This is a genomic window from Streptomyces sp. NPDC020299 (assembly GCF_044387825.1).
GTDB lineage: Bacteria > Actinomycetota > Actinomycetes > Streptomycetales > Streptomycetaceae > Streptomyces.
Genome location: NZ_JBIRWL010000010.1, coordinates 309,282 through 326,247, shown reverse-complemented (window position 1 = coordinate 326,247; position 16,966 = coordinate 309,282). Strand labels below are relative to the sequence as shown.

The window sequence follows — 16,966 nt, the reverse complement described above, 5'->3', positions numbered from 1 at the left end:
TGTCGGTGCATACTTCTGATCGGCGTCTATATTTCTGAACACTGCCACGCTAAGGGCCCCACTCAACGCGGGTCAAGCACGCAAATGCGCAACACGCGAGCGGATTTCCGCACTCCACGGCACACTTGACCCGGTGCGGAGCCTCTCCCTAACGTGTCCATGAATGTGAATGACGGACAGGTAACCGGACGTGGACGCGCCGCCCGAGCCAAGGAGACCCAGGATGCCCGCACCCCGCACCGTTCTGCTCACCGGCGCCGCAGGCGGGCTCGGCACCCTGATGCGCGGCCTGCTCCCGCAGTACGGCTACGAGCTGCGCCTGCTCGACATGCGCCCCATCGAGGACGCGCCCGAGGCGATCGTCGCCGACCTCGCCGACAAGGAGGCGCTGCGCGAGGCCGTCCGGGGCGTCGACGCGATCCTGCACCTCGCGGGCATCTCCCTGGAGGCGCCCTTCGAGAAAATCCTCCGGGCGAACATCGAGGGCACCTACAACCTCTACGAGGCGGCCCGCCAGGAGGGCGTGCCACGCATCGTCTTCGCCTCCTCCAACCACGCGGTGGGCTTCACCCCGGCCCCTCGCGAGGGCGACCCGCTGATCCCGATCGACACCCCGCGCCGCCCGGACACCTTCTACGGCCTGTCCAAGTCCTTCGGCGAGGACCTCGCGCAGCTCTACTGGGACAAGCACGGCCTGGAGACCGTCTCCGTGCGCATCGGCTCCTGCTTCCCCGAGCCGACCAATGTGCGCATGCTCTCGGTGTGGATGAGCCCTGCCGACGGCGCCCGTCTCTTCCACGCGGCCCTGACCGCCGAGGAGGTCGGCCACACCGTCGTCCACGGCTCCTCCGCCAACACGCGCCTGTGGTGGGACCTGACCACCGCGCGGGCGCTCGGCTACGACCCCCAGGACGACTCCGAGCCGTACGCGGAGAAGCTCATCGCCGAGCACGGCGAACTGGACCCGGAGAACCCGGCCCACACCCACCTCGGCGGCCCCTTCGTGAGCGACCCGCCGATCTGGCCGTACTGACCGGCTCAGAACGACCCGCACGGCGGCGGGCGGGCACCGAACGGGCCCGCCCGCCGCCGCGTTCGGGCACGGACCCCGCCCGATCCCACGCCCTGGCACACGGCCCCGCAGGTCCGCGGCGGGCACGCCCGACGCGGAACGGGCACACCCGGGCAGTATCGGGCAGGCAACAGGCCTGTTCAGCGCCCGGACCCCGCTGTACAAATTCCCTCATGGGCCTCACGGGGCCCGAACGGGCACACGGCGGGAGGTGCGGAGGATGGACGGCAGGACGGCGGAGGAACGCCAGCGCGAGATCGTGCTGACGGCGCGCGCCACCGGCGCGGTCGACGTCACCGCGCTCGCCGACGAGCTGGGCGTGGCCAAGGAGACCATCCGGCGCGACCTGCGCGCCCTGGAGGACCACGGCCTGGTGCGCCGCACACACGGCGGCGCCTATCCGGTGGAGAGCGCCGGGTTCGAGACGACGCTCGCCTTCCGCGCCACCAGTCACGTACCCGAGAAACGCCGGATCGCGGCCGCCGCGGCCGAGCTGGTCGGGGACGCGGAGACCGTCTTCGTCGACGAGGGCTTCACTCCGCAGCTCATCGCCGAGAACCTGCCCGGGGACCGGCCGCTGACCGTGGTCACCGCGTCCCTGCCGGTCGCCGGCGCGCTCGCCGAGGCCGAGAACGTCTCCGTCCTGCTGCTCGGCGGCCGGGTCCGCCCCGGCACACTGGCGACCGTCGACCACTGGACGACGAAGATGCTCGCCGGTTTCGTCCTCGACCTCGCCTACATCGGCGCCAACGGCATCTCCCGCGAACACGGCCTGACCACTCCCGACCCGGCGGTCAGCGAGGTGAAGGCCCAGGCGATCCGCGCCGCCCGGCGCACCGTCTTCGCGGGGGTGCACACCAAGTTCGGCGCGGTCAGCTTCTGCAGGTTCGCCGAGATCGCCGCCCTGGAGACGATCGTGACGAGCACGCTCCTTCCGGCGGCCGAGGCCCATCGCTACGCCCTGCTCGGACCACAGGTGATCCGGGTTTAGAGCTCCGAGTTTGTAATTCCAACTCACCCATCCGGGGCACATCCACGCCACAATGCGCCCTTAATTTCCTCATATGTCCAGGAGTGATCCATGCGAACCCAGAGCCGACGACGGCCGTCGCGAGCCCCGCTCGCCCTGGCCGCCGCAGGGACGCTGCTCGCCCCGCTGCTCTCCGGCTGCTGGGTCGGTGCGGGCGGGTCCGGTTCCGGCGGCGACTCGATCAACGTCCTGATGGTCAACAACCCCCAGATGACCGAGTTGCAGAAGCTCACCGCCGCCCACTTCACCAAAGAGACCGGCATCAAGGTCAACTTCACCGTCCTGCCCGAGAACGACGTCCGCGACAAGATCAGCCAGGACTTCGCCAACCAGGCCGGCCAGTACGACGTGGCCACCCTCTCCAACTACGAGATACCGATCTACGCCCGCAACGGCTGGCTGCACCAGATGGACGGCTACGTCGCGAAGGACCCGGCGTACGACGAGCAGGACATCCTGGGGCCGATGCGCCAGTCCCTCACCGCGGACGACGGCAAGCTCTACGGCCAGCCCTTCTACGGCGAGTCGTCCTTCCTGATGTACCGCAAGGACGTCTTCGAGGCGAAGGGCCTCACCATGCCCGCCCACCCGACCTGGACCCAGGTGGCGGACCTGGCCGCGAAGGCGGACGGCGCCGAACCCGGTATGAAGGGCATCTGCCTGCGCGGCCTGCCCGGCTGGGGCGAGCTGATGGCCCCCCTCACCACGGTCGTGAACACCTTCGGCGGCACCTGGTTCGACAAGGGCTGGAAGGCCCGCCTCGACTCTCCCGGGTTCGAGAAGGCCACCAGGTTCTACGTCGGCCTCGTCCGCGCGCACGGCGAGTCCGGCGCCGCCCAGTCCGGGTTCGCCGAGTGCCTCAACAACATGACCCAGGGCAAGGTCGCCATGTGGTACGACGCCACCTCGGCGGCCGGATCCCTGGAGGCGAAGGGCTCCCCGGTCAAGGGCAAGCTGGGCTACGCCCCCGCCCCGGTCGAGAAGACCCGGTCCTCCGGCTGGCTCTACACCTGGGCCTGGGGCATCCAGAAGGCCTCCCGCAACCCCGACAAGGCCTGGAAGTTCGTCTCCTGGGCGTCCGGCAAGCAGTACGAACAGCTGGTCGGGGACACGAGCGGCTGGTCGAACGTCCCGGCGGGCAAGCGCTCGTCGACGTACGCCAACGCCGCCTACCGCAAGGAGGCCGCCGCCTTCCAGGACATGACGAAGGACGCCATCGAGAACGCCCGGCCGAACGACCCCGGTGTCCAGCCACGCCCGGCACCCGGCATCCAGTTCGTCGACATCCCCGAGTTCACCGACCTCGGCACCAAGGTCTCCCAGGAGATCAGCGCGGCCATCGCCGGACGCCAGTCCGTCGACTCGGCCCTGAAGAAGTCCCAGCAGCTCGCCGAGCGGATCGCCAAGGAGTACGAGGGACGATGACCGCCACCACCACGGCCCCCGTGGCCGCCGCTCCCGTACGTGCCACCCGGCCGCCCTCCGCCCGGCTGCGCGCCTGGGCCACCCGAGCCCCGCTGCTCCCCGCGCTCGTCTTCATGATCGCCGTGACCCAGCTGCCGTTCGTGGCCACGCTGGTGATCTCCTTCTTCGACTGGAACGCCCTCTACCCCAAGGCCCGCCACTTCACCGGCCTCGACAACTACCACCAGGTGCTGACCGACGCCGACCTGCGCCACTCGGTGTGGACGACCGTGCTGCTGACGGTGGCGGTGGTCCTGGCCAGCCTGGTCCTGGGACTGGCCCTCGCGCTGCTGCTGGACCGCAGGTTCCGCGGCCGGGGCGTGGTCCGCACCCTGCTCATAGCCCCGTTCCTGGTGGTCCCGGTGGCGGCGGCCCTGCTCTGGAAGCACGTCCTCTACAACCCCGAATACGGTCTGCTCAACGGGCTGCTGCACTATGTGGGCGGCCCACAGCCCGACTGGATCTCCCGCACCCCGCTGCTCGCGGTGGAGGCCTCCCTGGTGTGGCAGTGGACGCCCTTCATGATGCTGATCCTGCTCGCCGGACTGCAGAGCCGCGACCAGCAGCAGATCGAGGCCGCCCGGGTGGACGGCGCGAGCGACTGGCAGATCTTCCGCCACCTCACGCTGCCGCACCTGCGCCGGTACCTGGAACTGGGCGCCCTCCTCGGCTCGATCTACATCGTCCAGAACTTCGACGCGGTCTTCACCATCACGTCCGGCGGCCTGGGCACCGCCAACCTGCCGTACACCGTCTACCAGAGCTTCTACCAGGCCCACGAGAACGGCCTCGCCTCGGCCGCCGGCGTCCTGGTGGTCATCGGCTCGATCGTCATCGCCACCTTCGCCCTGCGCGTGGTGTCGTCCCTGTTCCGCGAGGAGGTGTCCCGCGCATGAGCGCCATCGCCGTACGCGTCCGCCGCAAGGGTGTGGGTCTCGGCCTGGTGGCCTGGCTGGCCGGCATCGTCTTCTTCCTGCCCATCGCCTGGATGGCCCTGACGTCCTTCCATTCGGAAGCCGACGCGGCCACCAACCCGCCCTCCTTCGCGGCCTCGCTGACCCTCGACGGCTACCGCGAGTTCTTCGGCTCGGGCGGCGGGGCGAGCCCCTGGCCGGCACTGGTCAACTCCGCCGTGGCCTCGGTCGTGTCCACCCTCTTCGTCCTGCTGCTGGCCCTGCCGGCGGCGTACGCGCTGTCGATCCGGCCGGTGCGCAAGTGGACGGACGTACTGTTCTTCTTCCTGTCCACGAAGATGCTGCCGGCCGTGGCGGGCCTGCTGCCGATCTACCTCTTCGCCAAGAACGCCGGGATGCTCGACAACATCTGGCTCCTGGTCATCCTCTACACCTCCATGAACCTGCCGATCGCGGTCTGGATGATGCAGTCCTTCCTGGCCGAGGTGCCCGTGGCGGTCATCGAGGCCGCCCGGGTGGACGGCGCGCGCCTGCCGACGATCCTCGCGCGCGTGGTGGCGCCGATCGCCCTGCCCGGGATCGCCGCCACCGCCCTGATCTGCTTCATCTTCAGCTGGAACGAGCTGCTGTTCGCCCGGGTCCTCACGGGCGTGGTGGCGGAGACCGCCCCGGTCTTCCTGACCGGCTTCATCACCAGCCAGGGCCTGTTCCTGGCCAAGGTGTGCGCCGCGTCGCTCGTCATCTCCCTGCCGGTGCTCGCCGCGGGGTTCGCCGCCCAGGACAAGCTGGTCCAGGGCCTGTCGTTGGGAGCCGTCAAATGAAGGCCGCCGTCATCGAGTCCGTGGGCCGCGCCGTCGTCGCCGAGGTCCCCGACCCCACGCCCGGCCCCCGCGAAGTCGTCGTCGAGGTCGCGGCCTGCGGACTGTGCGGCACCGACCTGCACATCCTCCAGGGCGAGTTCGCGCCCAAGCTGCCGATCGTCCCCGGGCACGAGTTCGCCGGCGAGGTGGTCGGGGTCGGCACCCAGGTCACCGAGGTCGCGGTCGGCGACCGCGTGGCGGTCGACCCCTCCCTCTACTGCCACGAATGCCGCTACTGCCGCACCGGTCACAACAACCTCTGCGAGCGGTGGGCCGCGATCGGCGTGACCACGGCGGGCGGTGCGGCACAGTACGCGGTGGCCCCGGTGGCCAACTGCGTCAGGCTCCCCGAGCACGTCCGCACCCAGGACGCGGCCCTCGTGGAGCCCCTGTCCTGCGCGGTACGGGGCTACGACGTCCTGCGCTCCCGCCTCGGCGCCCACGTGCTCGTCTACGGCTCCGGAACCATGGGCCTGATGATGCTGGAACTCGCCAAGCGCACCGGCGCGGCGAGCGTGGACGTGGTGGACGTCAACCCGGCCCGGCTGGAGACGGCGCGGCGGCTGGGCGTCTCCGCGACCGCGGGCAGCCCCGACGAGCTGGACCGGCCCCAGGGCTGGGACCTCGTCGTCGACGCGACCGGCAACGCCGCGGCGATCCAGGACGGCCTCGACCGGGTGGCCAAGGCCGGCACGTTCCTCCAGTTCGGCGTCGCCGACTACGCGACCCGCGTGACGATCGACCCGTACCGCATCTACAACCAGGAGATCACCATCACCGGTTCGATGGCGGTGCTCCACAGCTTCGAACGCGCGGCCGAACTGTTCGCGAACGGGGTACTGGACCCGGAGCTCTTCATCAGCGACCGTATCCCGCTGGAGCGGTACCCGGAGGCACTGGAGCAGTTCGCGGCGGGGGTGGGGCGCAAGATCGTGGTGGTGCCGTAGGGCTTTCTCGCCCCCGCCGCCCCTACCCGTCCCATCCCGGGGCGGAGCCCCAGGCGGGTCGAAGGGGTGCAGCCCCTGGAGGACGGGACGGGTAGGGGCGGCGGGGGCGAAATCCATCGGGCCCGGCGCCCACGGTAAGGGAACGGTAAAGCGGCCTCGCTCGTTCACCCGGCATGACAGCTATGACCCCTGGCTCGAACATCCCCCTCTCCGTCTCCCGCGTGGCGGTGGACGTCGCCGCCCCGGTGCGGCTCGACGTGTCGGGCCTGCTGCTGACCGCCGACGGCAAGGTGCGCTCCGACGACGACTTCATCTTCTACAACCAGCCCGCCGGCCCCGGCGTGACCTACCGCTCGGGCGGCGGCACGGCCCCCGACGCGATCATCGTCGACACCGCCGCCGTCCCGCCCGGCATCGAGAAGATCGTCGTCACGGCGAGCCCGGACACGGCGGGTCAGACCTTCCAGGGCATCGAGCCCACGGCGACCGTCCGCAACGCGGACGACGGGTCCGTGCTGGCCACGTTCACGCCGCCGCAGCTGGGCACGGAGACCGCGCTGGTGATCGTGGAGGTCTATCTGCGCGGCGGCCAGTGGAAGGCCCGCGCCGTCGGCCAGGGGTACGCCAACGGCCTGGCGGGCATCGCGACCGACTTCGGCGTGACGGTCGAGGAACCGGCCCCGGCCGCGACACCCACCCCGCAGCCGACCCCGGCGGCGCCGGTCGCCGCACCCCCGGTCCCGCCCGCGCCGCCCGCCCCGCCCGCCCCCGGTGCCGGGAAGGTCAACCTCGACAAGGGCCGGGTCAGCCTCCAGAAGAACCAGACCGTCTCCCTCGTCAAGGGCGGCAGCCCGCTGCTGTCGCAGGTCAAGATGGGCCTCGGCTGGGAACCGGCCTTCCGCGGCAGGGACATCGACCTGGACGCCTCGGTCATCGCCTACGGCCCGCAGCGCGACCACATCGACAGCTGCTACTTCGGCAAGCTCACGATCCTGAACGGCGCGGTCAAGCACTCCGGGGACAACCTCACCGGCGAGGGCGGCGGGGACGACGAGGTGATCATGGTCGACCTCGGGCGTCTGCCGCAGGAGGTCACCGGCCTGGTCTTCACCGTGAACTCCTTCTCCGGGCAGAAGTTCACCGAGGTCGCCAAGGCCTACTGCCGTCTCCTGGACGCCGCGACCGGCGAGGAACTGGTCCGCTTCGACCTCACCAGCGCCGAACCGCAGACGGGCGTGATGATGGCCAAGCTCGTCCGGCAGTTCTCCGGCGAGTGGGACATGACCGCGATGGGTGACTTCGTGAAGGCCCGTACGGTACGGAACATGGTGAAGCCGGCCGCCCAGGCCCTCTAGCAGTCGCGCGAGCGGCCGTACGACACAGGCGGGCGCCCCGGGCCGGGGGCGCCCGCCGTCGGCCTACGGCCTCAGCCCCTCCGTCAGCAGAGTCAGATACCGGCGGATGTGCTTGCCCTCGCCGTTCGCCAGCTCGGACGCCGTGGCGACACCGTGCGCCAGCCGCAGAATGTCGATCGACTCGACGTCCCCGCGCAGCGTCCCCTCCCGCTGCGCCGCCTCCACCAGTCGCTGAGCCGCGCTCTTCACCGAGTTGCCGCACGCCGTGACCACGGCGGAGCTGCCGTCGGTGACGGCGGAACCCAGCAGCGCCTTCAGGCCGCGGACCTGCATCATCCCCGCGCCGAGCTCGTTCAGCCACTCGGCCAGCGCCTCGCCGGGCGGCAGCTCCCGCGCGAGCTCGTCGGCCCGCGCCGCCAGCGCCTCGATGGCGTCGACGTACACCGCCTCCAGCAGCGCCTGCCGAGTCGGGAAGTGCCGGTACAGCGTTCCCGAACCGACGCCCGCCCGCTTGGCGATGTCGTCGAGCGACGCGTTCTCCCCATGCTCGGCGAAGGCCTCCGCCGCCACCTTCAGCAACCGCTCGTAGTTGCGCCGAGCGTCCGCACGCATGGGCCTGACCTGCGTCATCCAGCTACTCCTTGCAAACCGGGGACTCACTCCGTATCTTATCGAGCATTAAACGGAGACAGTCCCCGCTTAATGCCGTGCGCTCCGCGGGCAGTCCGACCTGCCCTTTCGCACCTCACCGGGGACGCCACAACGGGAGAATCCATGTCCACCCCGTCCGCACCGCCCACGACAGCCGACGCACTCTCCGCACCACCGCATCCCGCCAGACTCGGCACCGTCCTTCTCGTGATCGTGACCGCCTACTTGATGGTCGGCGTCGACTCGACCGTCGTCAATGTCGCCCTCCCCGACATCCAGCGGGGCCTGCACTTCAGCCGCACCGGCCTGTCCTGGGTCCTCAACGCCTACACACTCGCCTTCGGCGGCCTGCTGCTGCTCGGCGGACGCGTCGGCGACATCCTCGGACGCCGCCGCACCCTCACCGCCGGCGTCCTGCTCTTCGCCCTGTCCTCGCTGCTCGGCGGACTCGCCGGCGAGGGCGGCTGGCTGCTCGCGGCCCGCGCGCTGCAAGGCGCCGGCGCCGCCCTCATCGCGCCGAGCACCCTCGCCCTGATCACCACCAACTTCCCCCAGGGGCCGCGCCGCCACCACGCCCTGAGCGTCTACGCCTCCATGGGCGGCATCGGCGGCTCCCTCGGCCTGGTCCTCGGCGGCATGCTGACCTCCTGGGCCTCCTGGCGCTGGGCCCTGCTCATCAACGTGCCCATCGGCCTCGGCCTCGCCCTCGCCCTGCCCCGCTTCGTCACCGAGACCCCGCGCCACGCGGGCCGGTTCGACGCGGCGGGCGCGCTGACCGGAACGACCGGGATGACCTCGCTGGTGTACGCGTTCATCCGCGTCTCCGAGCAGGGCTGGAGCGACGGCCAGGCGCTGCTCGGCTTCGGCGCGGCGGCAGCGCTGCTCGTCGGCTTCGTCCTGATCGAGGCCCGCGCCGGCCAGCCGGTCATGCCGCTGCGCCTGTTCGCCGACCGGGACCGGACCGGCGGATACCTGAGCATCATGCTGCTGCCCGCGGGGCTGTTCGGCGCGTTCTACTTCCTCACCCTGATCGGCCAGCAGGTCCTGGGCTTCAGCCCGCTTCGCGCGGGGTTCGCCTTCCTGCCGCTGACGCTGGTGATGTTCACGATCGTGCGCCTGGTGCCCCGGCTCCTGGCCCGGTTCGGCGTCAGGCCGGTGCTGCTCACCGGTATGACGCTGATCACCGTGGCGTGCGCGTGGCTGTGGCGGCTGCGGCCGGACGACGGCTACGTGACCGGTCTGCTCGGCCCGCTGCTGCTGATGGGCCTGGGCGTCGGCCTCAGCTTCATGCCGCTCAACGCCACGATCCTCGCCCGGATCGAACCCCGGGAAGCGGGTGCCGCCTCCGGCCTGCTCCAGACCCTCCAGTGGCTCGGCGGCACCCTCGGACTCTCCGTCCTGGTCACGGTGTTCGGCACGGCGACCCGGCACGCCACCGGATCTCCGGCCGCCCTCCTCACCCATGGGGCGTCCCGCGCCTTCGGCACCGGAGCACTGATCGCGCTGGCCGCGCTGCTGGTGGCGGCGTTCTTGATCAGGGGGCGGCGTGTCCCGCCTCCCCGTGCGAACTGACCCTGGCGGCAACGCCTTTCTGCGGGCCCGGTGATCACGCGCAGGATGAGGGCAGCAAAAAAGACGCCCACCTTCGCCTGAAGCACCGGAACTTCACAGGGCCACCGAGCACAAGCGAAGGGGGCGGCAGGAACAGATGGGCGCGAACGGATCATGCTATTCTCACGTTGCGCCTACTTCATGTTCTACCGCAGACCATACCTCAACAGTGCCTGGTGTGAAGAGCTTCGGCGAGCTCACCTTGTTTCTCAGGCATGAGGGCCTTCACTACGCACGCCTGGAAGGTCACCATGCTTGACGTTCACATCAGCGCTTCGGGATACGCGCTGTACCTTCTCTTCCTGATCCTGCCGGTCGCTACCTCTAATCGCCCGCGTAAGTTTCTCCGCCGGAACCTCCGGAAACGACTGTCCGGGAAGAAGTAGCTCTACCGAACATCCCTCCCCCCGGGAATAGCTCTACGGGGGGTGTTCGACCAGTCTACCGGCAGGATTCAACGGGGAGCCGCGGCAGCGGGTTACCCCCTCAGGAACTCGCCCTACGCGGCTCCCGTCACAAGGCCATTGACTACGAACAACCCGGAAGGGCTTGTTGCAATACCGTAGACGCGCCTACTACCGACCGGCACAACGCTCCTTACTCTGTCCAGGGCTACGGCCTCGTCGTAGCCATGCATGTCGCTGCGCGCCGGGGCTACGTGCCCCACAACCTCAGCCAATCGCTCCAACTTATGAGCCTTGTACCCGATGCGGAGGTTCAGAAGCCCAGCAAGCCGAACCAGTGCGGTGGCTCGTGATACCTCCACTATGTGGATCGGTAGTCGACTCACGACGCGATAGCCGTTGATCGCGTCGTCATCACGTCGGCGTCTCTGGACGACCCGACACCGGTTGGCAATACCGAAGCGCAAGAGCAGATCGGAAACCTGCGCCGCCAACACAGGTGACACCGTGGCGTACTCGACGGAGCCGTGCACCGTACCTCGCGGATTGATCCTTTCGCGCACACAGCCATCTGTATCAACAAGTCCCGAAAGGCACCCGATCCAGAAGTCTCGGCTGAGCAAGGAACTGGGCAACGCCTTCCGGTCGCATCGCTTACCCCAAACACCATAGCGACGTAGACATTCGGTCAGGGGGTTGCGATGGCCCGCCCTGAACGGGAATCGCAGACGCACGATCGAACCCGCCGGAATCTCCCGCACTCGGCAGCCGTACTCAGCAGCGAACTCCCTCATGAAATCCACAGCTCCGTCGAGTGGATCACCATGGAACTCTGGACTGCATGAAGTCATTCCGCCATCGCCGAGCATGGCACCGACGAAGTAGCCCTCACTAACGCTGCCATCTGTTCCGAAGTGAGCGGCAGTCAGCGGAAACGGGATCCGATCACCAGGAACCAGGGCATCGGCCCGCTTCCACTCCCAGGCCTGGCGCCCCTTTCGTCGCTGCGTCACCCATAACTGGGCAGGCCCCACATCGACCACTCGCCCAGAAGTAAATCCAATGCTGAGTACCTCGCGAGCAATTCCGCTGAAACTAAGGCGCGGAGGAACTGAAACGAGCTCACCAACCGAATGTTCACGTGGACCTTGATTGGCACCGTAGCGAACAGGACTGGTGTCCCACTCCTTGGCGTAAGAAAGCACAGGGAGGCGCCTCTCGACGACATCTTCGATGGCACTCACCGACCCGTCGCCCAGCCACACCCGAGAGCCCTCAGCGACGCCTCCCTGCGATTCCGCGTCCACAGACTCTCCTCGGTTTCATCGATCATCAGCGCGACACTGAAACGCTATGGCGACGTGAGGAAGAAATCGGAGAGTCTGAACAAACTCACCCGCTTGGGTGATATTGCGCGGCTATCGCTGCTGGCGCTTCCAGGGACCGGTGACGGCCAGCATGATGCCCGGCTCCTGGATGTTGGCGAACAGGGTGCTTCCGTCGGGCGAGAAGGTGACGCCGGTGAACTCGCTGTATTCCGGCTCCGCTTCGGTGCCGATGTTGAGTTCGTTGCGGGCGATGGGGTAGGTGCGTCCGCTGTCGGTGGCGCCGAACAGGTGCTGGACGCCCTCGCCGTCCTCGGCGATGACGAGGCCGCCGTAGGGGGAGACGGTGATGTTGTCCGGGCCGTCGAAGGCGCCGTCCTTGGACGGGTCGGGGTTCACGCCGAGCAGGACCTTCAGCGTCAGCGTGCGCCGCTTGGGGTCGTAGAACCAGACCTGGCCGTCGTGCTGGACGGGGCTCTCCTCGCGGGCGTACGAGGAGACGATGTACGCGCCGCCGTCGCCCCACCACATGCCCTCGAGCTTGCGGGCGCGGGTGATCTGGCCGTCGGTGAACTGCTTGCGGGTGGAGACGGTCTTGGCGTCGCGGTCCGGGACATCCACCCAGTCCACCCCGTACACCGTGCCGGTCTTCCTCGCCCGGGAGAGGTCGTCGACGAACTTGCCACCCGAGTCGAAGCACTTGAAGGCCTGGAGCACGCCGGCGTCGTCGGCGAGGGTGCGCAGCTTGCCTCGGCCGTGGCGGAAGCCCGCCGGCGGGGTCCAGCGGTACAGCAGGCCGTTGGGGCCCGACGCGTCCTCCGTCAGGTACAGGTGGCCGCGCGTCGGGTCGGTGACGACGGCCTCGTGGGCGTAGCGGCCCAGCGCCTTGATCGGCTTGGGGTCGCGGTTGGCGCGGCGGTCCTCGGGGTCGACCTCGAAGACGTACCCGTGGTCCTTGGTCATGCCGTTCTGGCCGGCCTTGTCCTCGGTCTCCTCGCAGGTCAGCCAGGTGTCCCACGGGGTGTTGCCGCCCGCGCAGTTGGTGGAGGTGCCCGCGATGCCGACCCACTCGGCGACGTGGTCGCGGCGGACCTCGACGACGGTGCAGCCACCGGAGGCGGCGGGGTCGTAGACCAGGCCGTCGGTGAGCGGCACCGGGTACTTCCAGTTGGCGCGGGGGCCCTTCAGCTCGTGGTTGTTGACCAGGAGCGTGGCGCCGCGCGGGCCGCAGAAGGTGGAGGTGCCGTCGTGGTTGGACGGGGTGAACTCACCCGACTCCAGCTTGGTCCGGCCGCTGTAGGTGATGATCCGGTACTTGAAGCCGGCGGGCAGCGCGAGGATGCCGTCGGGGTCGGGGAGCAGCGGCCCGTAGCCGACTGAGCCGTGCCCGCCGTGCGCTTCCGCGTCCGCGTCCGCGCTGTCGGTCTCCGTGGACGCGAGGGCGTTCGGCGCGGTGGCGAGGGCGCCGACGCTGCCCGCCAGCGCCACTCCGGCACCGGTGATCGCGGATTTCCTGGCGAAGTCCCTGCGGGTGAGCGACATGGTGTCTCCCGTGATGGTGTGCGTGCCGTGGAGGGTGGCGGACGTCGGGTCGGCGAAACAGTCCCGTCCGCTCCTGAACGGCGGTTGAACACCGGGCGACTTCACCGGACCCACTTCCATGAATCCGTAATTAGTCCCCCACGGACACCAAAAGTCCCGCCGACTTCCGGCCGTTGCCGACCGCGGCGGGGACCTCGGTCAACTCCCCTGCTGGGACCTCGCCTTGAACGCCGCCTTCCGGGCCTCCTTCGCTATCCGCTTGTCGGGGTGCAGGCGGCCCATGGCCTCGAGGACGTCCGCGGTGGCCGGGTGGTCCACGCGCCAGGCCGCCGCGAAGAAGCTGCTGTGCTGGCGGGCGAGGCCCTCGACGAGGGCCTGCAGTTCCTCGGAGTTGCCTTCGGCCTGGAGCTGGGCGGCGACCGTGTCGATGGTCAGCCAGAAGACCATCCGCTCGGACGGCGGCGGCACGTCGGCCGCGCCGCGCTCGCTCAGCCACACCCGGGCCAGCCCGCCGAGTTCCGCGTCGTCGAGCACCTCGCGCAGCGCCGGTTCGGCCTGCGGGCCGACCAGGGACAGCGCCTGCTGGCAGCGGAGCCTGCGCAGCGGCGCGCCGGGGTCCGAGCCCTGCGCGGCGGCGAGCAGTTCGGTCGCGGCGACGAGCGGTTCGCGGCGGGTGAGCCACTGCTCGGTCTCGGCCTGGGCGGCGGCCGGCGGGTAGGCGGACGTCCCGTCGAGCAGTACGTCCGCGCCCTTGTCGGCGAGGTCGCCCACGGCGGGCGCCTCGAGCCCGCCCTCCAGCAGGCGCGCCCGCAGCCCGTAGACGCCGAGCGGGGTGAGCCGGACCATGCCGTAGCGGGTGACGTCGGTGTCGTCGACCTGCCCGGTGGTCTCCTCGGCGGGGCCGTCGCCGCCATCGGTACCGTCGATGCCGTCGGGGTCCGCCATCAGCGCCTCGTCGACCGGCTGGTACGCCACGAGCCCGATCGGCTCCAGCACCCGGAACTGGTCGTCCAGCCGCATCATCGCGTCGGAGACCTGCTCGAGTATGTCGTTGGTGGGCTCCCCCATGTCGCTGGGCGCGATCACCGAGGCGGCCAGCGCGGGCAGCGGGACGGCCGCGTCGCCGGGGCCGTTCTCGCTGACGGTGAGCAGGTACAGGTTCCCGAGGACCCCGTCGAGGAACGCGGCCTCCGCCTCGGGGTCCCAGTCGAGTGACGAGAAATCGACCTCGCCGCCGGCCTCCATCGCGTCGGCCAGGTCGTCGAGGTCGGGCACGCTCGCGTCGGCGACCGCGGTCTCCAGCGCGGTCAGCCACACCGCGAGGACGTCGTGCGGGGAGCCGCCGGTCAGCCGTGCCAGTTCCGGCCCGGTGGCGACGGTGCCGGCCTCCTCGTCGAGGATGTCGACCAGGCCGGTGTCCACGGCGATCCGCCAGGCCTCGCTCGCGAGGGCGGCCGCGTCGTCCCCGTCGAGCGAGAGCACGTCCGCGGCGGCCGGGAGCTGCTCGTCGACCAGCCCGCCGCCGGCGTCCACGCGGGTGTCGGGTCCGGCCCAGCGGGCGAGCCGGGCGGCCCGGGAGAGCAACGGCGTGGACAGCGCGTCACGCGCCAGCTCCGCTTCGGGGTGCAGCCTGACCGGCGGCAGGGGGGAGCTGTCTGACATCGGACTCCTCGCGGTTGTCAGGGGTTCAACCGCTCAGCCTAGACGGATTTGGCCCCATGCCGCCCGGTTCATCTCCCCGTCGTCGGCCGTACATGGCCGAAACCTTGACAACTGGCCTGGCCAGGCAGGAGATTGACGCGCGTAGAAACGGGGGGACAACTGTTTACTCACTTGTTTCACGCGGCTCTACGCGTGTCACGTCGTTCCACTCAGGGCACGCTGTCCCACCCTCGTCCCGGCGCTCACGTACGTCCCCGGAGGGATCCCTTGCCGAGCAGGTCTTCCGCGCGCCTCGCCGCGCTCACCGTCGCCGCCGTCTGCAGCGCGGCGTCCACCGTCGCCCTCACCTCTCCCGCCCACGCGGACTCCGTGCGCATCCACGACGTCCAGGGCACCACCCGCATATCGCCGTACGCCGGCCAGAAGGTGACGGACGTGCCCGGCATCGTCACGGCCACCCGCACCTACGGCTCCTCCAAGGGCTTCTGGATGCAGGACCCGACCCCGGACGCCAACCCGGCGACCAGCGAAGGCGTGTTCGTCTTCACCAGCTCCACCCCGAAGGCCGCCGTCGGTGACTCGGTCACGGTCACCGGCACGGTCTCGGAGTACGTGCCCGGCGGCACCTCGACCGGCAACCAGTCGCTGACCGAGATCACCAAGCCGACGGTCACCACCGTCTCCACGGGCAACGCGGTCCCGGCCCCGACGGTGATCGGCGCGAAGTCGGTGCCGGACCGGTACACCCCGGCCGGCGACACCGCCGCGAGCGGTTCGGTCAACGGTCTGACCCTGGACCCGGCGAAGTACGCCCTCGACTACTACGAGTCCCTGGAGGGCATGAACGTCCAGGTCGCCGACGCCCGTGTGGTCACCGCCACCGACCCCTACAGCGAGCTGTGGGTCACGGTGAAGCCGCACGAGCACCGCAGCCTCCGCGGCGGCACGATCTACGGCTCCTACACCTCGCAGAACACCGGCCGCCTGCAGATCCAGTCGCTGGGCTCCACCGCCGACTTCCCGAAGGCGAACGTCGGCGACACCCTCACCGGCGCCACCACCGGCCCGCTGGACTACAACCAGTTCGGCGGCTACACCCTCGTCGCCGGGAAGCTCGGCGCCCTCAAGAGCGGCGGCCTGAAGCGGGAGACCACCCGCAAGCAGTCCCACGGCGAGCTGGCGGTGGCCACGTACAACGTCGAGAACCTCGACCCGTCCGACGCCACCTTCGACAAGCACGCCTCCGCGATCGTGAACAACCTCCAGTCGCCGGACATCGTGTCCCTGGAGGAGATCCAGGACAACAACGGCGCCACGGACGACGGCACGGTCGACGCGAGCACGACCGTGAACAAGCTGATCGACGCGATCGTGGCGGCGGGCGGCCCGAAGTACCAGTGGCGCTCGATCGACCCGGTCAACGACAAGGACGGCGGCGAGCCCGGCGGCAACATCCGCCAGGTGTTCCTCTTCAACCCGGAGCGGGTCTCCTTCACCGACCGCGCGGGCGGCGACTCCACCACCGCGGTGGGTGTCACCAAGGTGCACGGCAAGGCGCAGCTCACGGCCTCCCCGGGCCGGATCGCCCCCGCCGACGCGGCCTGGAACTCCAGCCGCAAGCCGCTGGCCGGCGAGTTCGTCTTCCGCGGCAGGACGGTGTTCGTGATCGCCAACCACCTCAACTCCAAGGGCGGCGACCAGGGCCTGACCGCGCAGTACCAGCCGCCGGTGCGCAGCTCGGAGGTCCAGCGGCACGCGCAGGCGACGCTGGTCAACGCGTTCGTCGGGAACATCCTCGACGTGCAGAAGGACGCGGAGGTCGTCGCGCTCGGCGACATGAACGACTTCGAGTTCTCCGGCACCGCCAAGATCCTCGAGGGGCACGGCGCGCTGTGGTCGGCGATCAAGTCGCTGCCGACGAAGGAGCGCTACACGTACGACTACCAGGGCAACGAGCAGGTCCTGGACCAGATCCTGGTGAGCCCCTCGATCCGGCGCGCCGGCGACTTCGACTACGACAGCGTGCACATCAACGCGGAGTTCAACGACCAGGTCAGCGACCACGACCCGCAGGTGCTGCGGTTCCGTCCGTAGCGTCCCCGGGTTCTCCGGGCCCAACGACGCGGGGA

Annotated in this window: 13 protein-coding genes; 9 read left to right on the top strand and 4 right to left on the bottom strand. The window is 69.7% G+C overall.

Annotation, left to right across the window (positions count from 1 at the left end; translation table 11 throughout):
- Positions 1 to 223 precede the first annotated feature (223 nt).
- The 7 genes from ACH45E_RS26060 (at position 224) to ACH45E_RS26030 (ending at position 7,642) form a co-directional block, all read left to right on the top strand.
- Positions 224 to 1,033, top strand: coding sequence for an NAD(P)-dependent oxidoreductase (locus ACH45E_RS26060; RefSeq protein ID WP_361440127.1), 810 nt, complete (start codon positions 224 to 226; stop codon positions 1,031 to 1,033).
- Between the two features lie 259 nt (positions 1,034 to 1,292).
- Complete coding sequence (locus tag ACH45E_RS26055) at positions 1,293 to 2,063, top strand: DeoR/GlpR family DNA-binding transcription regulator (protein WP_361440124.1); 771 nt, start codon at positions 1,293 to 1,295, stop codon at positions 2,061 to 2,063.
- A gap of 90 nt (positions 2,064 to 2,153) precedes the next feature.
- Positions 2,154 to 3,527, top strand: coding sequence for a sugar ABC transporter substrate-binding protein (locus tag ACH45E_RS26050; protein WP_361440121.1), 1,374 nt, complete (start codon positions 2,154 to 2,156; stop codon positions 3,525 to 3,527).
- Positions 3,524 to 4,462, top strand: a complete 939-nt coding sequence (locus tag ACH45E_RS26045) for a sugar ABC transporter permease (RefSeq protein ID WP_361440119.1) — start codon at positions 3,524 to 3,526, stop codon at positions 4,460 to 4,462. Before ACH45E_RS26050 ends, ACH45E_RS26045 begins: the two co-directional genes overlap by 4 nt.
- Entirely contained in the window at positions 4,459 to 5,301 is an 843-nt protein-coding gene (locus ACH45E_RS26040) for a carbohydrate ABC transporter permease (RefSeq protein ID WP_361440116.1), read from the top strand. Before ACH45E_RS26045 ends, ACH45E_RS26040 begins: the two co-directional genes overlap by 4 nt.
- On the top strand, positions 5,298 to 6,287 hold the full coding sequence (locus ACH45E_RS26035; protein WP_361440113.1) for a zinc-dependent alcohol dehydrogenase family protein: 990 nt from the start codon (positions 5,298 to 5,300) through the stop codon (positions 6,285 to 6,287). Before ACH45E_RS26040 ends, ACH45E_RS26035 begins: the two co-directional genes overlap by 4 nt.
- A 182-nt stretch (positions 6,288 to 6,469) precedes the next feature.
- A complete protein-coding gene (locus ACH45E_RS26030; protein ID WP_361440110.1) occupies positions 6,470 to 7,642 on the top strand; it encodes a TerD family protein in 1,173 nt (390 codons plus the stop codon).
- Between the two features lie 63 nt (positions 7,643 to 7,705).
- Here the strand turns inward: ACH45E_RS26030 and ACH45E_RS26025 are convergent, their stop codons facing one another.
- Positions 7,706 to 8,272, bottom strand: a complete 567-nt coding sequence (locus tag ACH45E_RS26025; RefSeq protein ID WP_361440107.1) for a helix-turn-helix domain-containing protein — start codon at positions 8,270 to 8,272, stop codon at positions 7,706 to 7,708.
- A gap of 144 nt (positions 8,273 to 8,416) precedes the next feature.
- On the opposite strand from ACH45E_RS26025, the gene ACH45E_RS26020 reads away from it, so the two are divergent.
- Entirely contained in the window at positions 8,417 to 9,865 is a 1,449-nt protein-coding gene (locus tag ACH45E_RS26020; protein WP_361440104.1) for an MFS transporter, read from the top strand.
- A gap of 538 nt (positions 9,866 to 10,403) precedes the next feature.
- Here the strand turns inward: ACH45E_RS26020 and ACH45E_RS26015 are convergent.
- From ACH45E_RS26015 to ACH45E_RS26005, 3 genes are all read right to left on the bottom strand, one after another.
- On the bottom strand, positions 10,404 to 11,102 hold the full coding sequence (locus ACH45E_RS26015) for an LAGLIDADG family homing endonuclease (protein ID WP_361440272.1): 699 nt from the start codon (positions 11,100 to 11,102) through the stop codon (positions 10,404 to 10,406).
- A gap of 624 nt (positions 11,103 to 11,726) precedes the next feature.
- Entirely contained in the window at positions 11,727 to 13,175 is a 1,449-nt protein-coding gene (locus ACH45E_RS26010; RefSeq protein WP_361440101.1) for an alkaline phosphatase PhoX, read from the bottom strand.
- A 198-nt stretch (positions 13,176 to 13,373) separates the two neighbouring features.
- A complete protein-coding gene (locus ACH45E_RS26005) occupies positions 13,374 to 14,837 on the bottom strand; it encodes a hypothetical protein (protein WP_361440098.1) in 1,464 nt (487 codons plus the stop codon).
- A 267-nt stretch (positions 14,838 to 15,104) separates the two neighbouring features.
- Between ACH45E_RS26005 and ACH45E_RS26000 the strand changes: the two genes are divergently transcribed.
- Positions 15,105 to 16,931 carry an endonuclease/exonuclease/phosphatase family protein gene (locus ACH45E_RS26000; RefSeq protein WP_361440095.1) on the top strand — a complete coding sequence of 609 codons (1,827 nt, stop codon included), beginning with the start codon at positions 15,105 to 15,107 and terminating at the stop codon, positions 16,929 to 16,931.
- Positions 16,932 to 16,966: the final 35 nt, after the last annotated feature.

Bases quoted from the DNA above. Each gene is read 5' to 3' on its own strand.
- ACH45E_RS26020 (WP_361440104.1), top strand. From the start codon at position 8,417: ATGTCCACCCCGTCCGCACCGCCCACGACAGCCGACGCACTCTCCGCA.
- ACH45E_RS26015 (WP_361440272.1), bottom strand. From the start codon at position 11,102: ATGAGGGAGTTCGCTGCTGAGTACGGCTGCCGAGTGCGGGAGATTCCG.
- ACH45E_RS26010 (WP_361440101.1), bottom strand. From the start codon at position 13,175: ATGTCGCTCACCCGCAGGGACTTCGCCAGGAAATCCGCGATCACCGGT.
- ACH45E_RS26050 (WP_361440121.1), top strand. From the start codon at position 2,154: ATGCGAACCCAGAGCCGACGACGGCCGTCGCGAGCCCCGCTCGCCCTG.
- ACH45E_RS26040 (WP_361440116.1), top strand. From the start codon at position 4,459: ATGAGCGCCATCGCCGTACGCGTCCGCCGCAAGGGTGTGGGTCTCGGC.
- ACH45E_RS26005 (WP_361440098.1), bottom strand. From the start codon at position 14,837: ATGTCAGACAGCTCCCCCCTGCCGCCGGTCAGGCTGCACCCCGAAGCG.
- ACH45E_RS26055 (WP_361440124.1), top strand. From the start codon at position 1,293: ATGGACGGCAGGACGGCGGAGGAACGCCAGCGCGAGATCGTGCTGACG.
- ACH45E_RS26045 (WP_361440119.1), top strand. From the start codon at position 3,524: ATGACCGCCACCACCACGGCCCCCGTGGCCGCCGCTCCCGTACGTGCC.
- ACH45E_RS26060 (WP_361440127.1), top strand. From the start codon at position 224: ATGCCCGCACCCCGCACCGTTCTGCTCACCGGCGCCGCAGGCGGGCTC.
- ACH45E_RS26035 (WP_361440113.1), top strand. From the start codon at position 5,298: ATGAAGGCCGCCGTCATCGAGTCCGTGGGCCGCGCCGTCGTCGCCGAG.
- ACH45E_RS26025 (WP_361440107.1), bottom strand. From the start codon at position 8,272: ATGACGCAGGTCAGGCCCATGCGTGCGGACGCTCGGCGCAACTACGAG.
- ACH45E_RS26030 (WP_361440110.1), top strand. From the start codon at position 6,470: ATGACCCCTGGCTCGAACATCCCCCTCTCCGTCTCCCGCGTGGCGGTG.